The organism is Caloranaerobacter sp. TR13 (genome assembly GCF_001316435.1).
GTDB lineage: Bacteria > Bacillota > Clostridia > Tissierellales > Thermohalobacteraceae > Caloranaerobacter.
Genome location: NZ_JXLL01000001.1, coordinates 190,026 through 213,641 on the forward strand (window position 1 = coordinate 190,026; position 23,616 = coordinate 213,641).

The 23,616-nt window shown below is 29.4% G+C and carries 25 protein-coding genes and 1 other annotated feature; all 25 genes read left to right on the top strand.

All coding sequences use genetic code 11. The features are described 5' to 3' along the window. Nucleotides 1–62: 62 nt before the first annotated feature. The 25 genes from TR13x_RS00875 (at nucleotide 63) to TR13x_RS00990 (ending at nucleotide 23,437) form a co-directional block, all read left to right on the top strand. Complete coding sequence (locus TR13x_RS00875) at nucleotides 63–887, top strand: carbohydrate ABC transporter permease (RefSeq protein ID WP_054869992.1); 825 nt, start codon at nucleotides 63–65, stop codon at nucleotides 885–887. Beyond that, nucleotides 888–1,703, top strand: a complete 816-nt coding sequence (locus TR13x_RS00880) for a carbohydrate ABC transporter permease (protein WP_054869993.1) — start codon at nucleotides 888–890, stop codon at nucleotides 1,701–1,703. Further along, entirely contained in the window at nucleotides 1,703–2,998 is a 1,296-nt protein-coding gene (locus tag TR13x_RS00885; RefSeq protein ID WP_054869994.1) for an efflux RND transporter periplasmic adaptor subunit, read from the top strand. Before TR13x_RS00880 ends, TR13x_RS00885 begins: the two co-directional genes overlap by 1 nt. Next, nucleotides 2,989–4,035, top strand: coding sequence for an ABC transporter permease (locus tag TR13x_RS00890; RefSeq protein ID WP_054869995.1), 1,047 nt, complete (start codon nucleotides 2,989–2,991; stop codon nucleotides 4,033–4,035). The genes TR13x_RS00885 and TR13x_RS00890 overlap by 10 nt, the downstream gene beginning before the upstream one ends. Before the next feature lie 84 nt (nucleotides 4,036–4,119). Beyond that, on the top strand, nucleotides 4,120–5,406 hold the full coding sequence (locus tag TR13x_RS00895; RefSeq protein ID WP_054869996.1) for a nodulation protein NfeD: 1,287 nt from the start codon (nucleotides 4,120–4,122) through the stop codon (nucleotides 5,404–5,406). Between the two features lie 21 nt (nucleotides 5,407–5,427). Beyond that, nucleotides 5,428–6,423, top strand: coding sequence for a flotillin-like protein FloA (gene floA, locus TR13x_RS00900; RefSeq protein WP_054869997.1), 996 nt, complete (start codon nucleotides 5,428–5,430; stop codon nucleotides 6,421–6,423). Nucleotides 6,424–6,442: 19 nt separating this feature from the next. Next, on the top strand, nucleotides 6,443–6,874 hold the full coding sequence (locus TR13x_RS00905) for a hypothetical protein (protein WP_054869998.1): 432 nt from the start codon (nucleotides 6,443–6,445) through the stop codon (nucleotides 6,872–6,874). 192 nt (nucleotides 6,875–7,066) lie between these two features. After that, nucleotides 7,067–7,345 carry a sporulation protein YqfC gene (yqfC, locus tag TR13x_RS00910; protein ID WP_054869999.1) on the top strand — a complete coding sequence of 93 codons (279 nt, stop codon included), beginning with the start codon at nucleotides 7,067–7,069 and terminating at the stop codon, nucleotides 7,343–7,345. A gap of 12 nt (nucleotides 7,346–7,357) precedes the next feature. Beyond that, on the top strand, nucleotides 7,358–8,542 hold the full coding sequence (gene yqfD / locus TR13x_RS00915; RefSeq protein ID WP_054870000.1) for a sporulation protein YqfD: 1,185 nt from the start codon (nucleotides 7,358–7,360) through the stop codon (nucleotides 8,540–8,542). Between the two features lie 86 nt (nucleotides 8,543–8,628). Further along, nucleotides 8,629–9,552, top strand: coding sequence for a PhoH family protein (locus TR13x_RS00920; protein WP_054870441.1), 924 nt, complete (start codon nucleotides 8,629–8,631; stop codon nucleotides 9,550–9,552). Nucleotides 9,553–9,575: 23 nt separating this feature from the next. Then, nucleotides 9,576–11,693, top strand: a complete 2,118-nt coding sequence (locus tag TR13x_RS00925; protein ID WP_054870001.1) for an HD family phosphohydrolase — start codon at nucleotides 9,576–9,578, stop codon at nucleotides 11,691–11,693. Next, entirely contained in the window at nucleotides 11,677–12,141 is a 465-nt protein-coding gene (ybeY, locus tag TR13x_RS00930) for an rRNA maturation RNase YbeY (RefSeq protein ID WP_054870002.1), read from the top strand. The genes TR13x_RS00925 and ybeY overlap by 17 nt, the downstream gene beginning before the upstream one ends. A gap of 15 nt (nucleotides 12,142–12,156) precedes the next feature. Then, nucleotides 12,157–12,855, top strand: a complete 699-nt coding sequence (locus TR13x_RS00935; protein ID WP_054870003.1) for a diacylglycerol kinase — start codon at nucleotides 12,157–12,159, stop codon at nucleotides 12,853–12,855. A 45-nt stretch (nucleotides 12,856–12,900) separates the two neighbouring features. Continuing rightward, complete coding sequence (locus TR13x_RS00940) at nucleotides 12,901–13,491, top strand: DUF502 domain-containing protein (protein ID WP_054870004.1); 591 nt, start codon at nucleotides 12,901–12,903, stop codon at nucleotides 13,489–13,491. Between the two features lie 17 nt (nucleotides 13,492–13,508). Continuing rightward, nucleotides 13,509–14,636 (top strand): DUF3048 domain-containing protein, encoded by a 1,128-nt coding sequence (locus TR13x_RS00945; protein ID WP_054870005.1) that lies wholly within the window; start codon nucleotides 13,509–13,511, stop codon nucleotides 14,634–14,636. 11 nt (nucleotides 14,637–14,647) lie between these two features. Continuing rightward, entirely contained in the window at nucleotides 14,648–15,058 is a 411-nt protein-coding gene (locus TR13x_RS00950) for a cytidine deaminase (RefSeq protein WP_054870006.1), read from the top strand. 1 nt (nucleotide 15,059) lies between these two features. Beyond that, a complete protein-coding gene (era, locus tag TR13x_RS00955; protein ID WP_054870007.1) occupies nucleotides 15,060–15,947 on the top strand; it encodes a GTPase Era in 888 nt (295 codons plus the stop codon). Nucleotides 15,948–16,064: 117 nt separating this feature from the next. Continuing rightward, nucleotides 16,065–16,202: a YqzL family protein gene (locus tag TR13x_RS10860; protein ID WP_082394728.1), complete on the top strand. Its 138-nt coding sequence runs from the start codon at nucleotides 16,065–16,067 to the stop codon at nucleotides 16,200–16,202. Nucleotides 16,203–16,211: 9 nt separating this feature from the next. Next, nucleotides 16,212–16,958, top strand: coding sequence for a DNA repair protein RecO (gene recO / locus TR13x_RS00960; RefSeq protein ID WP_054870008.1), 747 nt, complete (start codon nucleotides 16,212–16,214; stop codon nucleotides 16,956–16,958). 14 nt (nucleotides 16,959–16,972) lie between these two features. Beyond that, nucleotides 16,973–17,452 (top strand): DUF4342 domain-containing protein, encoded by a 480-nt coding sequence (locus tag TR13x_RS00965; protein WP_054870009.1) that lies wholly within the window; start codon nucleotides 16,973–16,975, stop codon nucleotides 17,450–17,452. 48 nt (nucleotides 17,453–17,500) lie between these two features. Next, nucleotides 17,501–17,671: a binding site (T-box leader), on the top strand. 56 nt (nucleotides 17,672–17,727) lie between these two features. Then, nucleotides 17,728–18,615, top strand: coding sequence for a glycine--tRNA ligase subunit alpha (gene glyQ, locus TR13x_RS00970; RefSeq protein ID WP_054870010.1), 888 nt, complete (start codon nucleotides 17,728–17,730; stop codon nucleotides 18,613–18,615). After that, complete coding sequence (gene glyS, locus TR13x_RS00975; RefSeq protein ID WP_054870011.1) at nucleotides 18,605–20,686, top strand: glycine--tRNA ligase subunit beta; 2,082 nt, start codon at nucleotides 18,605–18,607, stop codon at nucleotides 20,684–20,686. Before glyQ ends, glyS begins: the two co-directional genes overlap by 11 nt. Nucleotides 20,687–20,770: 84 nt before the next feature. After that, nucleotides 20,771–21,412, top strand: a complete 642-nt coding sequence (locus TR13x_RS00980) for a helix-turn-helix transcriptional regulator (RefSeq protein ID WP_054870012.1) — start codon at nucleotides 20,771–20,773, stop codon at nucleotides 21,410–21,412. 11 nt (nucleotides 21,413–21,423) lie between these two features. Beyond that, entirely contained in the window at nucleotides 21,424–22,245 is an 822-nt protein-coding gene (locus tag TR13x_RS00985; RefSeq protein ID WP_054870013.1) for a pyruvate, water dikinase regulatory protein, read from the top strand. A gap of 181 nt (nucleotides 22,246–22,426) precedes the next feature. Continuing rightward, nucleotides 22,427–23,437 (top strand): deoxyguanosinetriphosphate triphosphohydrolase, encoded by a 1,011-nt coding sequence (locus TR13x_RS00990; protein WP_054870014.1) that lies wholly within the window; start codon nucleotides 22,427–22,429, stop codon nucleotides 23,435–23,437. Nucleotides 23,438–23,616 lie beyond the last annotated feature (179 nt).

Genomic DNA, 23,616 nt, shown 5'->3' on the forward strand with positions numbered 1-23,616 from the left:
TTAATATATTTGTAAAATTCAAAATATTCAAACTTGAACGAAAGTAGAACTTGAGGTGGGGTATGTTAAAAAAACTAAGAAAATCTAAAGGTTTTTTATTTATATTACCGAGTTTAATAGGCTTTTCAATATTATACGTTATTCCCTTTATTGGGGGTTTAAAATATTCCGTAAGCAGAAGTGGTTTTGATGATACTTTTGTTGCATTTAAGAACTATAATGATGTGTTTAAGAGCAATGCATTTAATTTAGCACTAAAGAATACAGCATTATTTATGGGTATTGCTATACCACTAATTATTGTTATTTCTTTTATATTAGCTTTAATAATTTATGAAATAAAAGCACCAAAGTTTATAAAACTATTTATTATACTTCCTATGGCGATACCTTCAGGTACAGTAGCAGGTTTCTTCAGAAAAGTGTTTGGATTTGGAGGATTTAATCTGATAGATACAGAGTATGCAATGATAGTAGTAATATTAATATTTATCTGGAGAAATACGGGTTATAATCTGATAATATATCTAGCTGGACTGTCTCAACTTAAAAAAGAAATAATAGAAGCTTCTATGATTGACGGAGCGAATTACTTTCAGAGGTTAAGGCATATTATCATTCCGCTTATTACACCAACGACAGTATTTGTTGGAATAGTAACTATAATCAATTCATTTAAAGTATTTAAAGATATATTTATACTACAAGGAAGCTATCCAAACCCTAAAATATATATGTTACAGCATTATATGAATAACAAATTTAGAGACCTTCAGTATGAGAAACTAACATCTGCAGCTTATGTATTTGCAATAGTAATATTTGCTTTTGCTTTCTTATTATTCCTTATTGATAAAAAGCATGCAAAAAGAGTAGGTGAAAGTTAAATGAAAAGAATACTGCTTGTACTAATTTTTTTAATATCTCTTTTATACATATTTCCGATAATATATACATTTACGAATTCTTTTATGACAGAAAATCAGATTAATACTGAAAATGTACATATTATTCCTGATGAATTTAATTTACAACAGTATTATTCTATTGTAACTAATAAAGCAGAATATTTTAAATTCTTTATGAACTCTGTCAAGTTAACGGTAATTATAATAGCTGGTCAAATAGTAATAGGAATTTTTGCAGCATTTGCTTTTGCTAAGATGGAGTTTCCTGGAAGAGATTTGATATTTGTAATATATATTTTAGCAGTATTACTTCCATTTCAAGTTACTTTAGTACCTAATTATCTTGTACTAGACAAAATACATAGAGTGTTGAATATAAAAATACTCGATACACATATGGCAATTATTTTACCAGGCATTTTTTCATCATTTGGAGTTTTTTTATTAAGACAGTTTGTAAGAGGCATACCTAATGATGTAATTGAAGCGGCAAGAATTGATGGAGCAGGGTATGGAAGAATTTTATTCAAAGTAGTTTTACCTTTGATAAAACCTGCAGTTTTTTCACTGGTTATTCTTACTTTTATAGATAATTGGAACTTAATTGAACAGGCTATTATTTTTATAGATACTCCTTCTAAGCTGCCGTTATCAGTGTTTTTAGAGAATATTTTCTATGATGATTATAAAGTTTTTTATGCTGGTGCTGTGCTTTACATTGTTCCTGCTTTATTAATATTTATTAAAGGTGAAGAGTATCTGAAAGAGGGTTTGACAATAGGGGGAATGAAGTGATGGAAAATAGAGTGATTAAAGCGGCAAAAAATATAGTAGTAAGTTTTTTCGCTCTTGTATTTATAATGGGCTTTTTTTCAAAATCAATAGTTAATTTATTCTTACCAAAGGTCCAAGCTGTAACTGCTATGAAGGGTTCATTTGAAAGAAGTGTTGAACTTGAAGGTACTATAGAACCAAAAGAAATATATAAAGTAAGGCTTGGTAGTAGTGTAATCATAGATGAATATTTTGTTAAAATAGGACAAGAAGTAAAAGTTGGTGATCCTATTTTTAAAATAAATAATGAGTATGGTTTCAAGGGAGAAGATGAACAAATAGAAGATCTTAAGCTTTTGCTTGAAAAGGAAGAGCTTAGATTAGAAAGATTAAAAAGTGATTCGTTCATTATAGATGAGAAGAATATTAAAATATTAGAAGATAAAATACAATATCAAAAAAATGAGATTTTAAAGCTAGAGAAGTTATACGAATCAGGTGCGGTAAATTATTCAACATTAGAACAAAGTAAAGAGAGTCTTAAAGAATTACAAAATAATCTAGAAATTAAAAAGTTATTACTTGAAGAAAAGAAAAAGGAGAATTCATTTGAAGTTAAAGAGGTAGAAAATAATATAAAGCAGTTCAAAAGGAAAATATCTGAAATCGAGAAGAAAAAGAAATTTTATTCTAAGGTTGGAGATGATGGAATTTACTATTCAGATGTTGATGGTGTAATATTAAGCATAAATCAAACGAATAGGATACTAGGTAAAGATACTACAATTGTTGAAATCGGTAAAGTGAACGGGTATGATTCAGTAAAACTTGTAGCTTATGTACCTGATAAGTATTATTATTTTGTTAAAAATGCAGTAAGAATCAAGATAGAAACAGAAAATAAAAAGTTTGTTCCCGAAAGTGCGAAGATTGTAAATGTAAGTGAAGTAGCAGAGAACAAATTGATAGAAATTGAAGCTGTATTTGAAGATGAAGCCCAAGGAGTTCCTGTGTTAGGGCAAAAACTGCAAGGAAAAATTTCAAAAAAATACAAGAAAGAAAATACTATTCCAAAGGCTGCTGTTGTTCCGTATGATGGATATGGTGCAGGTAAAGAAGGATATGTTTATGTAATAGAAGAGAAAAAAGGTATTTTAGGTACTGAATATATTGCACGAAAAGTAGATGTAACAATGTTGGTGGTTGGAGATAATCAAGTTTGTGTAAGAGGTCTTGAAACATTTGAAAAGCCTAGGGTAATTACAAATTTGTCATATAAGATTAAGGATGGAGTGAAAGTACATCTATGGGAATAAGAAAAGTTATTTTATTAGCTTTGATAGTAGTGTTATCTTTCAGTTCATATATGTACTTGAAAGAAAAATATAATCCTATGGCTATAGAATTAAGGTTTAGAGGAGATTTGGAAAAAGAAGAGTTTCAAAAGATTAAAAAAGGACTATATCTGAATATTTATTCAGTAAACTATTCAATGAAATATAAGAAACATACTCTTGTAATGACAACTGGGATGGATACTCAGTTAATTGACATACCGATTATTCATGGCGAGTTTATAACAGATTCAGAAAGAAAAGTTGCAGTGATAGGGGATAAAGTAGCAGATTTTTATTTTAAAGTAGAAGATGCTGTTGGAAAGAGAATAAAAATATTTGAAAATGAATATGAAATAATAGGTATTGTTAAAAATAGTGATGTTATTTATATACCATTTAATAAAAAATTTTTTAAATTAGACTGGGATAAAAAGATATTCAGATATGTATCTTATGATAAAGATGTATCGTATTTTAAAATTGATAAAGTAGTTAGTCAGCTTTCAGCTTTAGGATTAGATGTGTATGATATTGTTGTTTATAAAGAAAAAATATATGGGTATATAAATGTAATAATTTTTGCTATTTTATACGTATTGTTTGATTTTGCTATGAAACTATACAGGCGTATAAAAAGGGAAAGTATTACTTTGCTTCAAGGGTATATGGAAAAAAGAAGAATCAAAGAATGGTATGAATATATTTTAGAAGAGAAGAAAGGCATGTTAAAGATTTTGGCGCATTGTACTATATTTGTTTTTATAGTTATAGGGATATTTAAGGTGATACCATATTTAACTATTTCTCCTTCAAGTATTCCTGACAATATATTTTCTTTATACAGTATTTTAAGAGTTTTTAAATACAAATATAGTAAATTTATATTACACCTTAATAATGGTTATAGTGCAATAATGATAGATGTAATAATAATCAATACAATTTTTTTATTAATAATTACAGGAATAGTATTAAATATAACGTTAAAAAAGGTAAAACAAGGAAAATCTTTCTAATCTGTTTTGAAAGTTGAATTCCAGGGTATATACGAAACATATTAATAACTGTTATGTTATAATTTAAACAAGGGAGGTGAAAAATTGAAATTAAGAAAGGTAGCAGCTTTTTTTATTTTATTAATTTTAGTATTAGGTTCAATTTCAGCATATTCAGATAAAGGAAATGATGTATATGTAATACCAGTAAAGGGGGAGATAAATAAGGCCACATACCAGTTTGTAAAAACACAGGTTGAAGAAGTTTCTAAATACCGACCTGCTGCGATAATATTTGAAATAGATACATATGGTGGTTTTATAGATAAGGCTATAGATATTAAGGACGTGATTATAAATATTGATATACCGACTATTTCGTTTGTAAATACTAAAGCGGAGTCCGCTGGAGTTCTTATTACTATAGCTGGAGAGAAAATAGTTATGGCAGAAGGTTCTACTATAGGTTCTGCTGAAACGATACCGAATACAGAAAAAATTATGTCAATGTGGATAAGTACTCTAAAAACTGTTGCAGAACAAAGAGGAAGAGATAAAGAACTGGTAGCTGCTATGGCTGATAAGGATATTGAAATAAAAGGACTAGTAAAAAAAGGAGAGTTATTAAATCTAAACTATAAAGAAGCTAAGCAATTAGGATTTGCTGATTATGTATCTAATGATTATGATGATATGTTAAATTATTTCAATATTGATTACAATAAAGTTATAAAGATAAATACTGATTTAAGAACAAATATAGCCAAATATCTAACTAATCCATATGTAGGTATACTACTTATTTCACTTGGATTTTTAGGTTTTGTTATTGAGATGTTTACACCAGGTTTTGGTGTAGGTGGAACATTGAGTTTAATTTCATTTTCATTATATTTTGGAGGTAATATTATAGCTGGCAACTCTGGATGGGGTGTAGTTATAATATTTTTAGCTGGTATAGCTTTGCTGCTAATAGAAGCTGCTATACCTGGGTTTGGAATACCAGGAATAGGTGGAATAATTTGTATCATTATAAGTATAGTATTGACTTCTGGATCTGTAGAAAGTGCAGTGGTTTCACTGGGTATAGCTATCATATTGACAGTTTTAGTTACTGTACTTTTGGTAAAATACGGTCAAAGAAGTCCTTATTTAGACAAGATAGTATTGAGGACAAAGCAAAACAATGAAAAAGGTTATATAGGGGTTGAATCTAAGAAAGAATATGTAGGTAAGGAAGGAATAGCTATATCTTTACTTAGGCCAGCAGGAATTATAGATATAGAAGGAAATAGGGTTGATGCTGTTTCTGAAGGTGCTTTTATAGAAAAGGGAGCTAGAGTTAAAGTAATTAAAGTTGAAGGACCAAGAGTTGTTGTTAAGAAAATATAATTTTTAAGGAGGGTATTTTTAATGACAAGTTTAGTTTCAATAATTATTATTGCTGTTGTAGTTATTTTCTTTTTAACGATATTTTTTAGTTTTGTACCTGTGGGTCTTTGGATTACAGCTTATTTTTCAGGAGTAAGAATAGGGATTTTTACACTTGTAGGTATGAGGCTTAGAAGAGTTATACCTTCTAGAATTGTAAATCCAATGATTAAAGCTACAAAAGCTGGATTGGATTTAGGAGTTGATAAGCTTGAAGCTCACTACTTAGCAGGTGGAGATGTAGATAGTGTTGTTGATGCTTTAATTGCAGCACAAAGAGCAAATATTCCACTAGAATTTGAAAGAGCTGCAGCTATAGACTTAGCAGGTAGAAATGTTTTAGAAGCTGTACAGGTTAGTGTTAATCCTAAAGTAATTGAGACACCAAAGGTTTCAGCTGTTGCGAAAAATGGTATAGAAGTTATGGTTAAAGCTAGAGTTACAGTTAGAGCAAATATAGAGAGATTAGTTGGTGGTGCAGGTGAAGAGACTATTATAGCTAGAGTAGGAGAAGGTATTGTTACAACTGTAGGTAGTGCCACTACTCATAAAGAAGTATTGGAAAATCCTGATAAAATATCTATGACTGTACTTGAAAAAGGTCTTGATGCTGGTACAGCATTTGAAATATTATCTATAGATATAGCTGATGTAGATGTTGGTAGAAATATAGGTGCTAAACTTCAAACTGACCAAGCTGAAGCAGATAAGAGAATAGCTCAGGCTAAAGCAGAGGAAAGAAGAGCTATGGCTGTTGCGAGAGAGCAGGAAATGAAAGCTGAAGTACAGGCTATGAGAGCTAAAGTAGTTGAAGCTGAAGCAGAGGTACCATTGGCATTGGCTAAGGCTTTAAGAGAAGGAAAGCTTGGTGTGATGGATTATTATAATATGAAAAATATTTTAGCAGATACAAGTATGAGAGATGCTATAGCAAAGATGAGCAAAACAGACGAAAAAGATAATCCTACAAATAAGTAACATTTGAGGATGTGTTAATATGGAATTTTTTGCAGGTATTCTAAAAGTTGCATTTGTAATGTTGATACCATTAATATTAAAGAGTATGTCTGATAAAGAAAAAATAAATAGGGAAAGAAAGAATAATAGAGGTTATTATGAAAATCAGATACCTAAACGAAATATACAGCATGACACACAGACTATACATGAAGAATATATTGAAATGAATGAAATAGAATATATTGATTTTGCTAATGAAGAATATTCTGAAGCAATCCAAAAAACTGAGACTTATGTTGAAGAAATTAAGAAAAAAGATAAAGAAAAGATAGACAATAAAACTGATGATATTATTAAACGAAATGAAATAAATGATGAATCTGTATTTACAATAGATTTCAGCTCAGATGATATAGTCAAGGGTATAATCATGTCTGAGATATTATCAAAACCAAAGAGCTTAAGATAAAAGTTGCGGGCAAATAGCCCGCAACTTTTTTGCCTATATCCTACTATTAATTATTGACTTTAACTAATTTTACATTTTAATCTAGTACCTAGTACCCAGTATCCAGTACCAAGTACCAAGTACCCAGCACCTAAATACTTGTAATACATGTATAATAACTAGCATAACTTTTTTATATAAGGAGGGCTTTTTGTGAAAAGAAAGGTAGATAATATTAAATCAACTATATCAGATATATTAGAACTACCAAAAGACATAGTTCTGGATTTGCCTAAGATTACATTGATAGGCAATTTACAATTATATATAGAGAATCATAAAGGAATTATTGAATACAGTAAACAAAGAATTCGTATTAATACAAATATTGGTATACTAAGGATTATTGGCAAGGATTTAACAATCAGGACTATTGTTACTGAAGAAGTTATAGTAGTGGGGGAAATTGAAATAGTCGAATTTATAAGCTGAGAGGTGTAGTTAATGCTAGTTATAAGAATATGGAATTATTTTCGTGGATATGTTATTATTAAGATTGAAGGACTTACTTTGGAGAGATTTATTAATCTTTCTATAGCTAAAGGAATATATTTATGGGATATTGTAAGATATGATTATACAACTTTAGAAGCAAAAGTAGGATTGAAAGGCTTTAAGGCTTTGAGGGAAGTAGTTAGGAGAGTTGGCTGTAGAGTCTATATTATAGAGAAAAAAGGCTTCCCTTTTTTAGTCCATAAATTAAAGTATAGAAAGATGTTAGCATTTGGATTTGCTATAGCAGTAGGGATAATAGTTTTTTTAACTTCTTTTATCTGGGAAATAGAGATAATAGGCAATAAGAATATAGATAGAAAACTTATAATTGATTATTTAGCAAAAATGGATGTTAAGCCAGGAATTTCAAAGTCAGAAGTAGATATACCTGAATTGAAAAGAAACATACTGAGAGATATTGAAAATATATCATTTGTCAATATGGAGATAATAGGTACAAAACTGCTAGTAGAGGTTAAGGAGAGAGATGTTATACCACCTGCTATAAAAGAAGATGTACCATGCAATATTGTTGCTAAGAAAAAAGCAGTTATTGTAAAGATTATAGCAAAAAATGGAAAAAGTATTGTAGAAAAGGGTGACATTGTAAAGAAAGGTCAAGTTTTAATTTCAGGTATAATTGAAGATGAAAAACTTGAAAATCCTTTATTAGTACACTCTGATGGTACTGTTTTAGGGAAAACATTGTATGTGAAAGAGTTAGAAGAACCTATTATAAAAAAAGTTGAGGAAGAAACAGGAAATTATTACTTGGTTAGAGAAATTAAGGTAGGTAATTATAGTTTACTTTTAAATAATAATGAAATACCTTATAAAAATTATATTGAAGATAAGAAAAGTAAAAAACTGATTAGGATTTTAGGTCATGAATTACCTTTGGAAATTGTAATTCATAAGTATAAAGAAGTTGAAATTATTAAAGTAAAACAGAATATAGATGCATTAAAGAAAATGCAATCTGTAAAAGGTGTACAAATGATTATGGACGAATTACCTGAAGGTGCAAAAGTTGTATCAAAAGATGTTAATTACTCAATTGAAGATAACATTCTTGTTACAAGAGTTAGTATTGAAGTAATTGAAGAGATTGGTGAGAAACAAAAAATACATTAGTTTAAAGTACAATAATAGTTGGGAGGATAATATTGGAAAGAGAAATATTTGAAAAAAGAGTTAAAGTAGAAGATAACGATTTTATAATGGAACTATATGGTAATCTTGATGAAAACATTAAGATTATAGAAAAAGAGTTTAGTGTTGATATTGTATCTAGACAGGGTGAAATAAGAATTATTGGTCAAGAGCCTAATATTTCTATTGCTGAGAAATTAGTAACAAAATTAATAGAAATGATAAAGAGTGAAGGTAGATTAACAAAACAAAGAATAAGATATGCAATACAGCTAATATATGAAGGAAATGAGGATAAGATAAAAGAACTCTTAGATGAAACTGTATGTATTACAGCAAGTGGTAAGAGTATTAAGCCAAAAACTTTAGGTCAGAAAAGATATATTAACGCTATAAAAGAAAATGATGTAGTATTTTGTATTGGACCTGCTGGTACTGGTAAGACATATTTGGCTATGGCTATGGCAACAACTGCTTTTAAAAATAAAGAAGTAAATAGAATAATACTAACTAGACCAGCTGTTGAAGCAGGAGAAAAATTAGGATTTTTGCCTGGAGATTTACAAGACAAAGTAGATCCATATTTAAGACCTTTATACGATGCACTTTTTGATATATTAGGTGCTGAAACGTATATGAAGTATATGGAAAAAGGTCTTATTGAAGTAGCACCATTAGCTTATATGAGAGGTAGAACATTAGATTCTTCCTTTATAATACTAGACGAAGCACAAAATACTACTCCAGAACAAATGAAGATGTTTTTAACCAGATTGGGATTTGGATCAAAAGCGATAATAACTGGAGATATTACGCAAATAGATTTGCCTAATGGGAAACCTTCTGGTTTAAAACAAGTATCACAGATACTGGAAGGCATAAAAGGCATAGAGTTTATCTATTTAGGAAAACAAGATGTTGTTAGACATCAATTAGTTCAAAGAATTATAGAGGCATATGATAAATTTGAAAATAGAAAGAAACAAAAATAATTAATACGTATGGAGGGAATTCCATGCTAGATTCTAGTAAAGAAAGACTGGACAAACTTTTTGCCAGTCGTATATTTAAAATCTTTAAAAATCGACTTATTAAACAAATATTTATTGCTTTAGTATTTACTGTATTACTCTTATTAATAGTAGTAGATAGTATAGCACCTGAAAAAATTAGTGTGAGTGTTGGAGATATTGCTCCAGTAGATATAATAGCTACTAAAGATATAGTGGATGAGATAACTACAAATCAGTTGAAAGAAAAGGCTATAGATAGTGTTGAACCAAGGCATAAGATAGATCCAACAATTCAAGTAAAAGTAAAAAATGAAATAAAACAGTTTTTTGAACTTGTTTATAATTTGAAAAGTTATGAAGATTTAAATATAAATATGAAAATTTCATTGCTAAAACAGCAGTCAAATATCAGTTTATCTGAGAATGACTATTCAGCGATTATGAGTGCTGATAATGAAGAGTTAAAAATGCTTGAGAGTAATATATATGATATAGTAGCCCAAATTATGGGAACAGGTATAAAACAGGAAGAGTTAGAGTATGAAAAAGAAAATGTAAAAAAGATTTTCAATAGTTTAGATAGTCTTTCAGATAGTCTAAAAGCACTAGGAATAAATATTGTAAATAATACTATCAAACCGAATAGATTTTTAGATTTTGAAACTACAAGACAAAAACAACAAGAAGCAGCTAGTTCTGTAGAACCTGTTATTGTGAAAGAAGGACAGCTTATCATTAGAAAAGGCGAGAAAATTGATGTAAAGACTTTAGAATTAATAAAAAAGGCAGGTTTGCTTAAAGAAAGTGATGGTCCTGATTATAGTTTAATTATAGGAGCATTGCTTATAGTTGTACTACTAGAGTTAGTTATAGTAGCTTATCTGTATATATTTAATAGAGAGATTTTAGAGAGTACAAAATTTTTAACAATTTTATCCATTATTATACTGGCTACAATAATAATTTCAAAAAGTATATATGGTATTTCAGGATATTTAGTACCTATTTCGGCAGCTACTATGTTGATTTCAATACTTGTAAATCCTAAGTTAGCTATATTAATTAACTGTGTACTAACTATAATGATAGGTATTGTTACAGGAAATGATGTAAATATTATTGTAATGTCTCTTATAGGAGGCTCTGTTGGAGCTGTTGGAGTAATAAATTCATACCAAAGACATAATATATTTTTGACAGGTTTGATAGTTAGTGCAACTAATTTATTGACTATACTTGCATTTGGTTTAATAATAGATACAGAGGTTATTTTGTTATTAAATAAAGTTATGTACGGGGTTCTTAACGGAATATTTAGTGCCATTTTAACAATTGGTTCACTTCCGTTATGGGAAAGTATATTTGGTATTGTAACGCCACTAAAATTATTGGAGCTTTGCAATCCAAATCACCCATTATTAAAAAGATTGTTATTAGAAGCACCTGGAACTTATCATCATAGTATAATAGTTGGAAATTTAAGCGAATCAGCTGCTGAAGCTGTAGGAGCTAGTCCATTAGTAGCTAGAGCTGGTGCATATTTTCATGATGTGGGTAAATTAAAGAGACCTTATTTCTTTAAAGAAAATCAGTTGAATTCAGAAAATCCTCATGACAAGATTAATCCGAGCTTAAGTACTTTAATAATAACTAATCATGTAAAAGATGGAGCTGAAATGGCAAGAAAGTTTAAAATACCTTCAATAATAATAGATATTATTAAACAACATCATGGGGATACTCTTGTTGCATATTTTTATCATAAAGCACTAAAAAGTGAAAATTCGGAGCGTGTTCAGGAAGAGAGTTTTAGATATGGTGGACCTAAACCACAGACAAAGGAAGCAGCTATTATTATGCTAGCTGATTCTGTAGAAGCAGCTGTAAGGTCTATGAGAGAGCCAACAAAAGGTAAGATAGAAGGTTTAGTGAGAGAGATAATCAAGAATAAATTAAATGATGGGCAATTAGACGAGTGTGATTTAACTTTAAGGGATTTAGATACTATTGCAAGTTCATTTTTAAATATACTTTTAGGAATATTCCATGAAAGAATTGAGTATCCTAAACTTGATTTAGATGAACTTAAGGGAGGAAAACTTAATGGAGCTACTAATTGATAACAGACAGGATAAAGTGGTTATTGAAGAAGATGTTAAAGAAGCTGTCAAAAACGTTATTCTTGAATGCTTTAAGTTAGAAGGTTTGAGTACTAATTATGAGATTAGTGTTTCATTTGTTGATAATGAAGAAATAAGACAATTAAATAGAGAATATAGAGGAAAGGATAGTCCTACAGATGTGTTATCTTTTCCGATGGAAGATGATATAATAGACCAAGATTATACACCGATTTTAGGAGATATTGTGATTTCAGCTGAAAGAGCTTTACAGCAATCAGTTGAATTTGGTCATTCTTTTAAGAGAGAAGTCGCGTATTTAACGGCTCATAGTATGTTCCATCTTATGGGATATGATCATGAAACAGAAGAAGAGAAATTAGAAATGAGACAAAAGGAAAAGGAAGTAATGAAACGCTTAAAGATTTTTAAAACTGAAAACAATTAACGGTTGGTGTTGGTAATGAAAGTTAGAAGGTTAATAGATAGTTTTAATTACGCAGTTTCTGGAATAATTTATACACTAAAGACTCAAAGGAACATGAAAATTCATTTTATAGCTGCTTTTTTAGTATTGTTCCTTAGTCTTTTTTTTAACTTTTCTAGAACTGAATTATTGTTATTGATATTTGCTATTTCCCTGGTAATAATTGCAGAGATGATTAATACATCAATTGAAAAAACAATAGATTTAATTACTGATGATTATCACCCATTAGCAGAGATTGCAAAAAATGTAGCAGCAGGTGCAGTACTGATTTCAGCAATAAATTCAGTAGTTGTAGCATATTTATTGTTGTTTGATAGAGTTAATCCTTATACGAGTTTAATTATTGTAAAGATTAAAAATTCACCTATACATTTAACTTTTATAAGTATTTTTCTAGTTCTTATTATTACTATATACGTAAAAACATTAACAAATACAGGTACGCCTTTTAAAGGAGGTTTAGTTAGTGGACATGCTGCTGTTGCATTTGCTACAGCAACAGCAATAACTTTTATTGGAGAAAATACTTTAGTTACAACATTGAGTTTTCTTATAGCATTTTTAGTAGGGCAAAGTAGAATTGAAGGGGAAATTCATTCGACTTTTCAAGTATTTTTTGGTGCTTTATTAGGAATACTTTTGACGGTATTGGTGTTTCAGTTTATTGGTTAATGATAAGAAACTAATTAAGAAATATATTAAGGAAGTGGAGGTAAAATGTTAAGAGGAATTAGAAATATTTTCATAACAGGATTTTTGATAGTATTACCTATAGCCGGAAGTCTTTATATAATGTATTTGTTTTTCAGTTTTATAGATAACCTTTTTAATACACCTCTTAAAGGTTTACTTGGTATTGAAGTTCCTGGTGTTGGAATTATATTAACTTTTACTATTATTTTTGTAATAGGTATTATAGCAAGAAATTATTTTGGTAAGAAAATACTGCATTTTACAGAGAAGATTATTATAAAAATTCCGTTGGTTAAGACTATTTACATTTCAATTAAACAAATTGTAGATACATTGTTTCTAAATAAAAATGATGCTTTTAAAAAAGCTGTTTTAGTTGAATATCCTAAAGAAGGAGTATATACTATTGGATTTATAACATCAGAATCGCCAAAGGAAATATCTCAAAAGACAAAAGCTGAGTGTGTAAGTTTATTTATACCAACTACTCCAAATCCAACTTCAGGTATGTTCATTATAGTTCCTAAAGATAAAGTTACTTATTTAGATATGGATGTAGAGGAAGCTATAAAGCTAATTGTATCTGGTGGGTTAGTGACTCCAGAAACAAAGTAAACACGGGAGGAATGAAAATGCACAAGAGAATGGGTTTGCTTTTCATAGTAATAATTGTAATAATAAGTTCGCTATTTGGATGTAGCCAAAAAAATGCAACTACTCCAAAACCCATTATAGTTAAAGAAGAAAATAATAATGAGGACGAAAAAATAAAAGAAGAAGATATTAAAGAAAATCAAGAGAATAAAAAAGAAAATATAATAAGTGATAAGAGTGAGGATAATAATACTAACAAAGCAGATGATTTAATGCAGTCTCCTTTGAGTGGTATTTATGCTCCAAAAGAAAAAGTTTTAAGAAGACCTGTAGCAGTTATGTATGATAATCATCCAAGAGCTAGGTGGCAGTCAGGTATAAGTCAGGCAGAAATAGTTTATGAATTTTTAGTAGAAGGTAAATATACTAGATATATGGCTTTGTTTTTACTGAATGAACCAGAACTTATAGGACCTGTAAGAAGTGCCAGACCTTATTTTATAACTACTTTACTAGAGTATGACCCTGTATATGTAAGGTGTGGAGGTAGTGAAGCTGCAAAAGCAGATGTAAAGAAATTAAAGATAGCAGATATAGATGCTTTAACTAGCTCTAAAAGAGTATTTTGGAGATATAATAAGACAGGCAAGAGAAAACCACATAACTTATATACAAGTATGGAGGTTATTAGAAGAACACAAAAAGAACGTAAATATAGATTCAAAGGGAATTTCGAAGCATTTGAATTTAATAAGGAAGATATTAATTTAGATGGTATTCAAGCTAATACTGTTAAAATAGAATATTTTGATAACAATACTACTAAATATGTTTATGATGAGGAAAATAGAGTATATAAAAGATATAAAGATGGTAAACTTCATGTAGATGAACTAGATAAAGCTATTGTAACAGCTAAGAATATAATTATACAAAGAGCAAAAACAAAAGTAATAGATAGTTATGGTAGACTTGATATTGAGCTTGTAGGAAAAGGTAAAGGTATTTATATTACTAATGGAAAAGCTATAGATATAATTTGGGAGAAAAAAACTAGGGGAAGTAAGACTTTATATTTCGACTTATCAGGTAATAGAATAAAACTAAATCCAGGTAATACTTGGATTCAAGTAGTTAAGCCTAATACTAGAGTAACTATTGAATAGGAGGTAAATTTATGGACAAAAGACAACTTATAAAAAAGGCGTTAGAAGCAAAAGAAAAATCTTATGCACCATATTCAAATTTCCATGTAGGAGCAGCATTATTGACGAAAGATGGTAAAATATATACAGGTTGTAATATAGAATCTGCTTCATATACTCCAACTAATTGTGCAGAGAGAACTGCCATATTTAAAGCGGTATCTGAAGGAGATAGAGAGTTTGTAGCAATAGCAATAGTTGCAGACTCTAAAACGTACACTTACCCTTGTGGGGTATGCAGACAAGTTATAAGAGAATTTGGTAAAAATATGAAAATTATTGTTGCAAAATCTGAAGATGATTATAAAGAATATGATTTAGAAGAACTATTTCCTCACAGCTTTGGCCCTGAAGATTTAAATATTGAAATTGGGAGGGAATAATATGAGTTATAAATCAGGTTTTGTATCAGTAATTGGAAGACCTAATGTTGGTAAATCAACCTTATTAAACTATATTATAGGAGAAAAAATAAGTATTATTTCAAATAAACCTCAAACGACTAGAAATAAAATACAATGTGTTTATACAGAAGACGATTATCAAGTAATATTCTTAGACACACCCGGTATTCATAAGCCTAAAAATAAATTAGGTGAATACATGGTTAAGGTAGCTAAAGATACACTTAATGAGGTAGATGTTGTAGTTTTAATGGTTGATAATAGTTTGAAGATTGGACCTGGAGATAATTATATTTTAGAACAAATAAAAAATATAAAAACACCAAAAATATTATTAATAAATAAGATTGATAGAATAAAAAGTAGTGATGTAGAACTTATAATTGAAAATTATAAGAGCTTAGGTATCTTTGAAGATATAATTCCTATTTCAGCACTAAATGGAGCTGGTATAGATAAATTCCTTAAAGCTATTAAGGAGTATTTGCCTGAGGGACCTAAATATTTCCCAGAAGATATGATTACTGATCAACCTGAAAGATTAATTATTGCAGAAATCATTAGAGAAAAAGCTCTTCATAATCTAGAGCAAGAAGTTCCACATGGGATTGCTGTAGAAACTGATTTAGTAAGAAAAAGAGAGGATAAAGATATTATAGATGTAAACGCTACAATATATTGCGAAAGAGAGTCGCATAAAGGTATAATAATTGGTAAGGGTGGGAAAAAATTAAAAGCAATAGGTAAAGAAGCCCGAATTGATATTGAAAGATTATTAGGTAGTAAGGTTTATTTAGATATTTGGGTTAAAGTAAAGAAAGACTGGAGAGAAAAAGAAAATCTTCTAAGGCAGCTTGGTTACAAGTAGTTTTGAAAAACCACATTTTGTTTTCATTTTTCCTTTAATACTATAATTTACAAAGTATAAAAAACAGTATATTAAACACAATATTACACATAGAACCACATTGAGGAGGGACATAAAATGTTAAGAAACGAAATGTGGAAAGTTTTTCAGGCTACAGGTAACATAAATGCTTTTATGTATTGTAAAGAATGTGAGAAAATTGATTTTAAATTAAAGAAAAATAAAGGTAATGAAGAAATTAGGATTGTTATATAGAGGTGTATAATGTTATTTAATATTGAGGGAATAGTTTTACGTCAAACTAAATACCATGAGTGGGATAAAATACTTACAATATATACAAGAGAGAATGGTAAGATTCAAGCTATAGCTAAAGGTGCGAGAAGACAAAAGAGCCCTTTAATATCTTGTTCTCAAGTCTTTAGCTATAGCAAGTTTATTTTGTATAAGGGTAAAAATTTTTATCACATAAATAGTGGTGAAATAGTAGATACATTTTATTCATTGAGGGAAGATATATATAAATTAGCATACGCAACATATTTTTTAGAGCTTGTAGACTGTGCAACAATTGAAGAACATCCTATTCCCGTTTTATTTGATCTACTTATTAAAACATTAAAGGTTTTAGGAGACTTGAAAGGTAATTATTCAAAGTTAGCGCGTGCTTTTGAATTAAAATACATAAGTTTTATAGGATATAAACCAAATGTAAGAACCTGCATTCTGTGCAATAATAAACCTGAGAATAATATTGTGTTTAGCATAAAAAGTGGTGGCATTCTTTGTGAAAGTTGTAAACAAAAAGATTATGAAGGGTATACTATAAGTAAGGATATTTTAAAAGCTATGGAGTTCCTTATGTATACTGAATTAGATAAGTTAGATAAAATGAGAATAGATGACGCTACTATGTTTAGGCTTAAAGAAATTATAATAAATTATTTGAAGGAATATACTGATAGAAAGAGTTTTAAAACTCTTGATTTTTTAGATTCTATTGAAGGATAATGGAGGGATGTTCTATGGAAATAACATTGGAAAAAATTGACTTGCTTAGAGAAAGGACAGGAATTAGTTATAAAGAGGCTAAAGAAATATTAGAAAAATGCAATGGTGATGTTGTTGAAGCTCTAATATATATAGAAGAAAATCAAAAATCATGGTCCCAAAACATTACCAATAAAGGTGATGAATTATTAGAAAAGTTAAGAGAATCAATAAGAAAAGGTAATGTAACAAAGATACAGCTTAAGAAAGATGGAGAAATAATAATGAATATTCCTGTTACAGCTGGAGCTATTGGTGCTTTATTAGCGCCTCCTGCAACTATTTTTGGGTTAACAGCTGCCTTTTTATCAAAATGTACTATAGAGATAGTAAAAGAAAATGGAGAAGTAGTAAATATAAACGATTTAGCAGAGAAAACAGTTGAAAATGTAAAAAAAGTTGCAAGAAGAGAGAAAAAAGAAGAATATAATACTAAAGATGATATACAAGAATAATATTGACAAACAAATAATAATTTGCTAAATTATGTTTAACAAAAGTATAAAAATGCTATGATGAAGAGGAGTAGTCAATAGGCATTATTTAAGCGAGCTGGGGACGGTGGAAGCCCAGTATAATCCGTTGATGAAGGGCGCTTCTGAGCATTCTTTTAAAGAGGATGCCAAATGGCATCAAATAGGGTGGAACCGCGGAAGTAACCTTTCGTCCCTATACTATGAGGGGATGAAAGGTTTTTTATTTTACATTTAACTAATAGGGAGGAATGATGATGAAGTTTCAAGACTTGATAATGACTCTGCTAAAGTATTGGGGAGATAAAGGATGTATAGTTGTTCAACCATATGATATTGAAAAAGGTGCAGGAACAATGAATCCACAAACATTTTTAAGAGCTTTAGGTCCAGAACCTTGGAAAGTAGCATATGTAGAGCCTTCAAGAAGACCAGCAGATGCTAGATATGGTGAAAATCCTAATAGGGTATATCAACACCATCAACTTCAAGTTATATTAAAACCGTCTCCAGAAAATGTTCAAGAACTATATTTAGAAAGTCTTAAAGCAATAGGGATTGATCCATTAAAGCACGATATAAGGTTTGTTGAGGATAATTGGGAAGCTCCAACTTTAGGTGCATGGGGCTTAGGATGGGAAGTTTGGTTAGATGGTATGGAAATTACTCAGTTTACATATTTCCAACAAATAGGTAGTATAAATTGTGAATTAGAATCTGCTGAAATAACTTATGGATTAGAAAGAATTGCAATGTATTTACAAGATGTGGACAATATATTTGATATTGAATGGGTAGATGGAGTAAAGTATGGTAAAATCTTCAAACAGGCTGAATATGAGCACTCTGTATATAGTTTTGAAGAAGCTGATATAAATGTACTTTTAAATTTATTTAATACATATGAAGAACAAGCTAAAAAATTAATAGAAAAGGGACTCGTTTTACCAGCTTACGATTTTGTATTAAAATGTTCACATACTTTTAACGTATTAGATGCTAGAGGTGCTATTAGTGTAGCAGAGAGAACTAGCTTCATTGGAAGAGTTAGAAATTTAGCCAAACTTGTGGCAGCAAAATATATCGAAAAAAGGCAAGAACTTGGATTTCCACTATTAAAAGGAGGTGCTAGAAATGACATATAAGTACCTATTAGAGATAGGTGTAGAAGAAATACCTGCAAGATTTATGGAACAAACGATTAGTCAATTAAAACAGAAGTTTGAAAATTTGTTTAAAGATGAGAGAATAGATTTCGAAGATATTAAAGTTTACGGTACACCAAGAAGATTAGTAGCTATTATATACGGCCTTAATGAAAAACAAGAAGATTTACACGAATTAGTGAAAGGACCTGCAAAGAGAATTGCTTATGATAAAGACGGTAATCCCACAAAAGCGCTAATTGGTTTTTCTAAGGGACAGGGAGTTAATCCTGAAGATGTTATTATAAAAGAATATAATGGAGAAGACTATGTATATGTAAATAAAATTGTACAAGGGAAGAATATTAGAGAAGTACTAAAAGATAACATTCCAACTCTTATAAAATCTATAAACTTCCCTAAATCTATGAGATGGGGAGGAAAAAGCTTTAGATTTGCTAGACCTATAAGGTGGATAGTATCATTATTAGAAAATGAGATTGTAGAATTTGATTTAGATGATATTTTAGTATCAAATAGAACAAAAGGGCACAGATTTTTAGGAAAAAAAGAAATAGAAATTAGTAGTGTTGATGAATATATTGATAAGTTAAGAGAAAACTATGTTATTGTTGACCAAGAGGAAAGAAAAAGTTTAATAAAACATGGCTGTGATAGGTTAGTTAAAAGTAAAGGCGGCAATATATTAGAAGATTTAGAACTTTTAGAGGAACTAACATATATAGTTGAGTACCCAACACCTTTGTTAGGAAGAATTAAAGAAGAATATTTAAAATTACCTATGGAAGTTATTACTACTCCAATGAAAGAACATCAAAGGTACTATCCTGTTGTAGATGATAAGGGTAGATTGATGCCATACTTTGTTGCTGTGAGGAATGGTAATGAAGAATATTTGGATATTGTAACGAAAGGTAACGAAAAAGTATTAGAAGCAAGATTAGAAGACGCTAAATTCTTCTATAACGAAGATATAAAAAGACCTCTTGAGGACTATGTAGAAGAGCTTAAAAATATTGTTTTTCAAGATAAATTAGGAACTATGTATGAGAAAACTACTAGACTTGTAGAATTAGCAGAAAGAATAAGTGATTATCTAGAAGTAGGAGAAGAAACTAAAAAAGATGCAAAGAGAGCTGCTTATCTTTCAAAAGCTGACTTGGTAACTAAAATGGTTTATGAATTTACTGAACTACAAGGAGTTATGGGAAGAGAGTACGGTAAGATATCTGGAGAAAACGAAATAGTTAGTTTAGCTATCTATGAGCATTATTTACCTAGGTTTGCAAATGATGAATTACCTACAACTACTGCTGGTGCCATATTAAGTATAGCTGATAAAATTGATACAATAGCAGGATGCTTTGCAATTGGTATACAACCAACAGGTTCTCAAGACCCATATGGATTGAGAAGACAATCACTTGGTATAATCAATATTATATTGGATAAAAATTTACACATTTCATTAGGGGAATTTATAGATTATGCATTAACTATATATAAAGATTCAAAAGGATTAGAATTTGATAAAGAGAAAGTTAAAGAAGAAATATTAGATTTCTTTAAAATAAGAATAAGAAATCTGTTTATAGAAATGGGTATAAGATATGATGTAGTAGACGCAGTTATATCTACTGGTTTAGACAATATAACTGAGCTTTATATTAGGGCAGAAGAACTTAATAAATGGATAAATAAAGAAGAATTAAGTGATATTATAGCTGCTTTTAATAGAGTTACTAAACTAGCTAAAAAAGCAAGTTCTGATATACTTAATGAAGAATTATTAATTGAAGATAAGGAACGTGATTTATATAGAGTTTATATTAGTATAAAAGATAAAGTTAATGAGCACCTAAGAAAAAGAGAGTATGATAAAGCTTTAGATACTCTTATCAATTTGAAAGAACCGATAGATAATTTCTTTGATAATGTTATGGTTATGGTTGAGGATGAAGATATAAAAAATAATAGGTTAGGTTTAATTAAGAAAATATCAGATATGATGCTTTCGATTTGTGACTTATCAAAAATTGTTATAAAATAACTATAATAAAGTCCACCAATAGGTGGGCTTTATCTTAAAAAGACTATTTGATAAAATATAGTAAACATTCCTGTTTGAAAAGAGGTGAGTGTTATTCAATATACTGAAAGGCAAAATCAGATAATTGATATAGTTAAGAAAAATCAACCTATAACAAGTGAAGCAATTGCAAAAAAGTTAAATTTAACTAGAGCTACTCTTAGACCGGATTTAGCTATACTTACAATGTCAGGTGTTTTAGAAGCTAGACCTAAGGTAGGTTATTTCTATTCTGGGAAGTCTAATTTAGATTTTTATAAGGATTATATGAAAGAAATTAAAGTAAATGATATTAAGTCTTTGCCTGTTGTCGTTGATGAATCGACTACAGTTTATGATGCAATAGTGACTCTTTTTTTAGAAGATGTAGGTACGGTTTATGTAGTTTCGAAAGGATTACTTGTTGGCGTAGTTTCAAGAAAGGATTTTCTTAAGAGTGCCATAGGTGGAATGGATATAAATAAAATACCTGTTGGAGTAATAATGACTAGAATGCCTAACATAGTTGTTGTAAGACCAGAAGAAAACATTATTGAAGCTGCTGAAAAAATAATAGAACACCAAGTTGATAGTCTTCCTGTTGTAGAAGATGCTGATGTCGATGGAGTCAAAGGATACAAAGTTGTAGGTAGGATTTCAAAAACAAATATTACAAAAATATTTGTTGATTTAGCTAAAAATCGCTAGGGGGTAGTTAAATGGAAAAAGAAATGGTTGTATATGTTTTATCAGATTCGATAGGTGAAACTGGTGAACAAGTCGCTAGAGCAGCTATAAGTCAATTTAATTCAGGAAAATATAATATCAAAAGATTTCCATATATCACAGAAGAGGAACAAATAATCGAAATTTTTGATGAAGCTAAAGACAAAAACTGTATAATTGTTTTTACAATAGTTATTGAGAAATTAAAGAATTTTATACTTGAAAATGCAAAAAAATATAACATACAAGCAATTGATTTAATGACACCGGTAATAAATGCAGTAAAAAATGTTGTTGGACATGAGCCAAAAAGAGAACCAGGACTTATTAGAAAACTAGATGAAAAGTATTTTAGAAAAGTAGAAGCTATTGAATTTGCAGTAAAATATGATGATGGAAAAGATACAAGAGGTATTAAGTTAGCAGATATTGTTCTTGTAGGTATATCACGAACTTCTAAAACTCCTCTTAGTATGTATTTAGCTCATAAGAATATAAGGGTAGCTAATATACCTTTAGTACCAGAAGTATCTCCACCAAAAGAATTATTTGAAATCGATCCTAAAAAGATAATAGGACTTACTGCAAATCCTATAAAATTAAATGAAATAAGAAAAGAGAGATTAAAGGCATTAGGCTTAAGCAATACTGCAAGTTATGCTAGCATGGATAGAATACTCAAAGAACTTGAATATTCAGAGAAGATAATGAAAAAATTAGGCTGTGTTGTAATTGATGTATCAAATAAAGCAGTTGAAGAAAGTGCGAACATAATTATGGAGATTATTAAGGTGAACAACTTGTTAAGAGTTTAAGGAGTGCTATTTTTAAGCACTCTTATTATTTTTTCAAAACTTAAAAAATAATATTCTACTTTGAATTTATTAAAAAGCTAGTTTTTAAAGAAATAAAATAGAAGGATTATACTTGTATATGTTGTATATATTAAATAATAGCTTTATAAATCTTCGAAAAAATAATAAAAGGTGATGCCTGATGAATATAAGATTGAGAACAGAAGAATTAGAAAGAAATATTCTTTCAAAATATGCCGCTTTGAGTTCTAAATCTAAAAGAAGATTTGAAGAAAAAAAGTGTACTATTAGAACTGAGTTTCAAAGAGATAGAGATAGAATAGTCCATTCAAAGGCATTTCGTAGACTTAAGTATAAAACTCAAGTTTTTATTGCACCAGAAGGAGATCATTATAGGACAAGGCTTACTCATACGTTAGAGGTAGCGCAAATTTCTAGAACTTTAGCAAGGGCGTTAAGATTAAATGAGGATTTAGCGGAAGCTATTGCTTTAGGGCATGATTTAGGGCATACACCTTTTGGGCATAAAGGAGAACAGGTTTTAAATGAAATCTTCTCAAAAGGATTTAGACACAATGAACAAAGTTTGAAGGTAGTTGATTATTTAGAACTTCATAATGGGAAGCCGGGTTTAAATCTAACGCATGAAGTAAGAGATGGTATTTTAAATCATACAGGCGATAAAGCTCCTACTACCTTAGAAGGGAAGATAGTAAAGATAGCTGATAGAATAGCTTATATAAATCATGACATTGACGATTCACTAAGAGCTAAAATAATATCTGAGAAGGACTTACCAAAAGACTGTATAAAAGTGTTAGGTTTTACACATGGAGAAAGAATAAATACAATGATAGTGGATATTATAAAAAATAGTTATGAAAAAAACGATATAAAAATGAGTGAACAAATTAGTTACTATACTAATAAACTTAGAGATTTTATGTTCCAAAATGTTTATTTGAATAAAAAAGCGAAATCAGAAGAGGATAAAGCGAAATTCATAATAGAACAGCTTTATGAATATTATATTAAGAATTTCGAAAAAATACCTGTTGAGCATAGAAAACAACATGAAGCTATTCAGAGAACTAAAGAAGAAATAGTATGTGATTATATTGCTGGTATGACTGACAGATATGCAATTAGAGTTTTTAAAGATATTTTTGTTCCTCGTCCGTGGCAAAAATAAATAGTATAAAATACTAAAACTTCAATAAAAATCAAATCAAACCATAAAACACAAATAAAATTTTAGAAAAAATTTTTTTAATAGGAAGGAATATATCGATATATGTCGAATAATTAAAACCTGCCACAAAAAATGCTTAAGTTTTTACAATATATTTCCATTCTAAAAGAGTTTTTTTG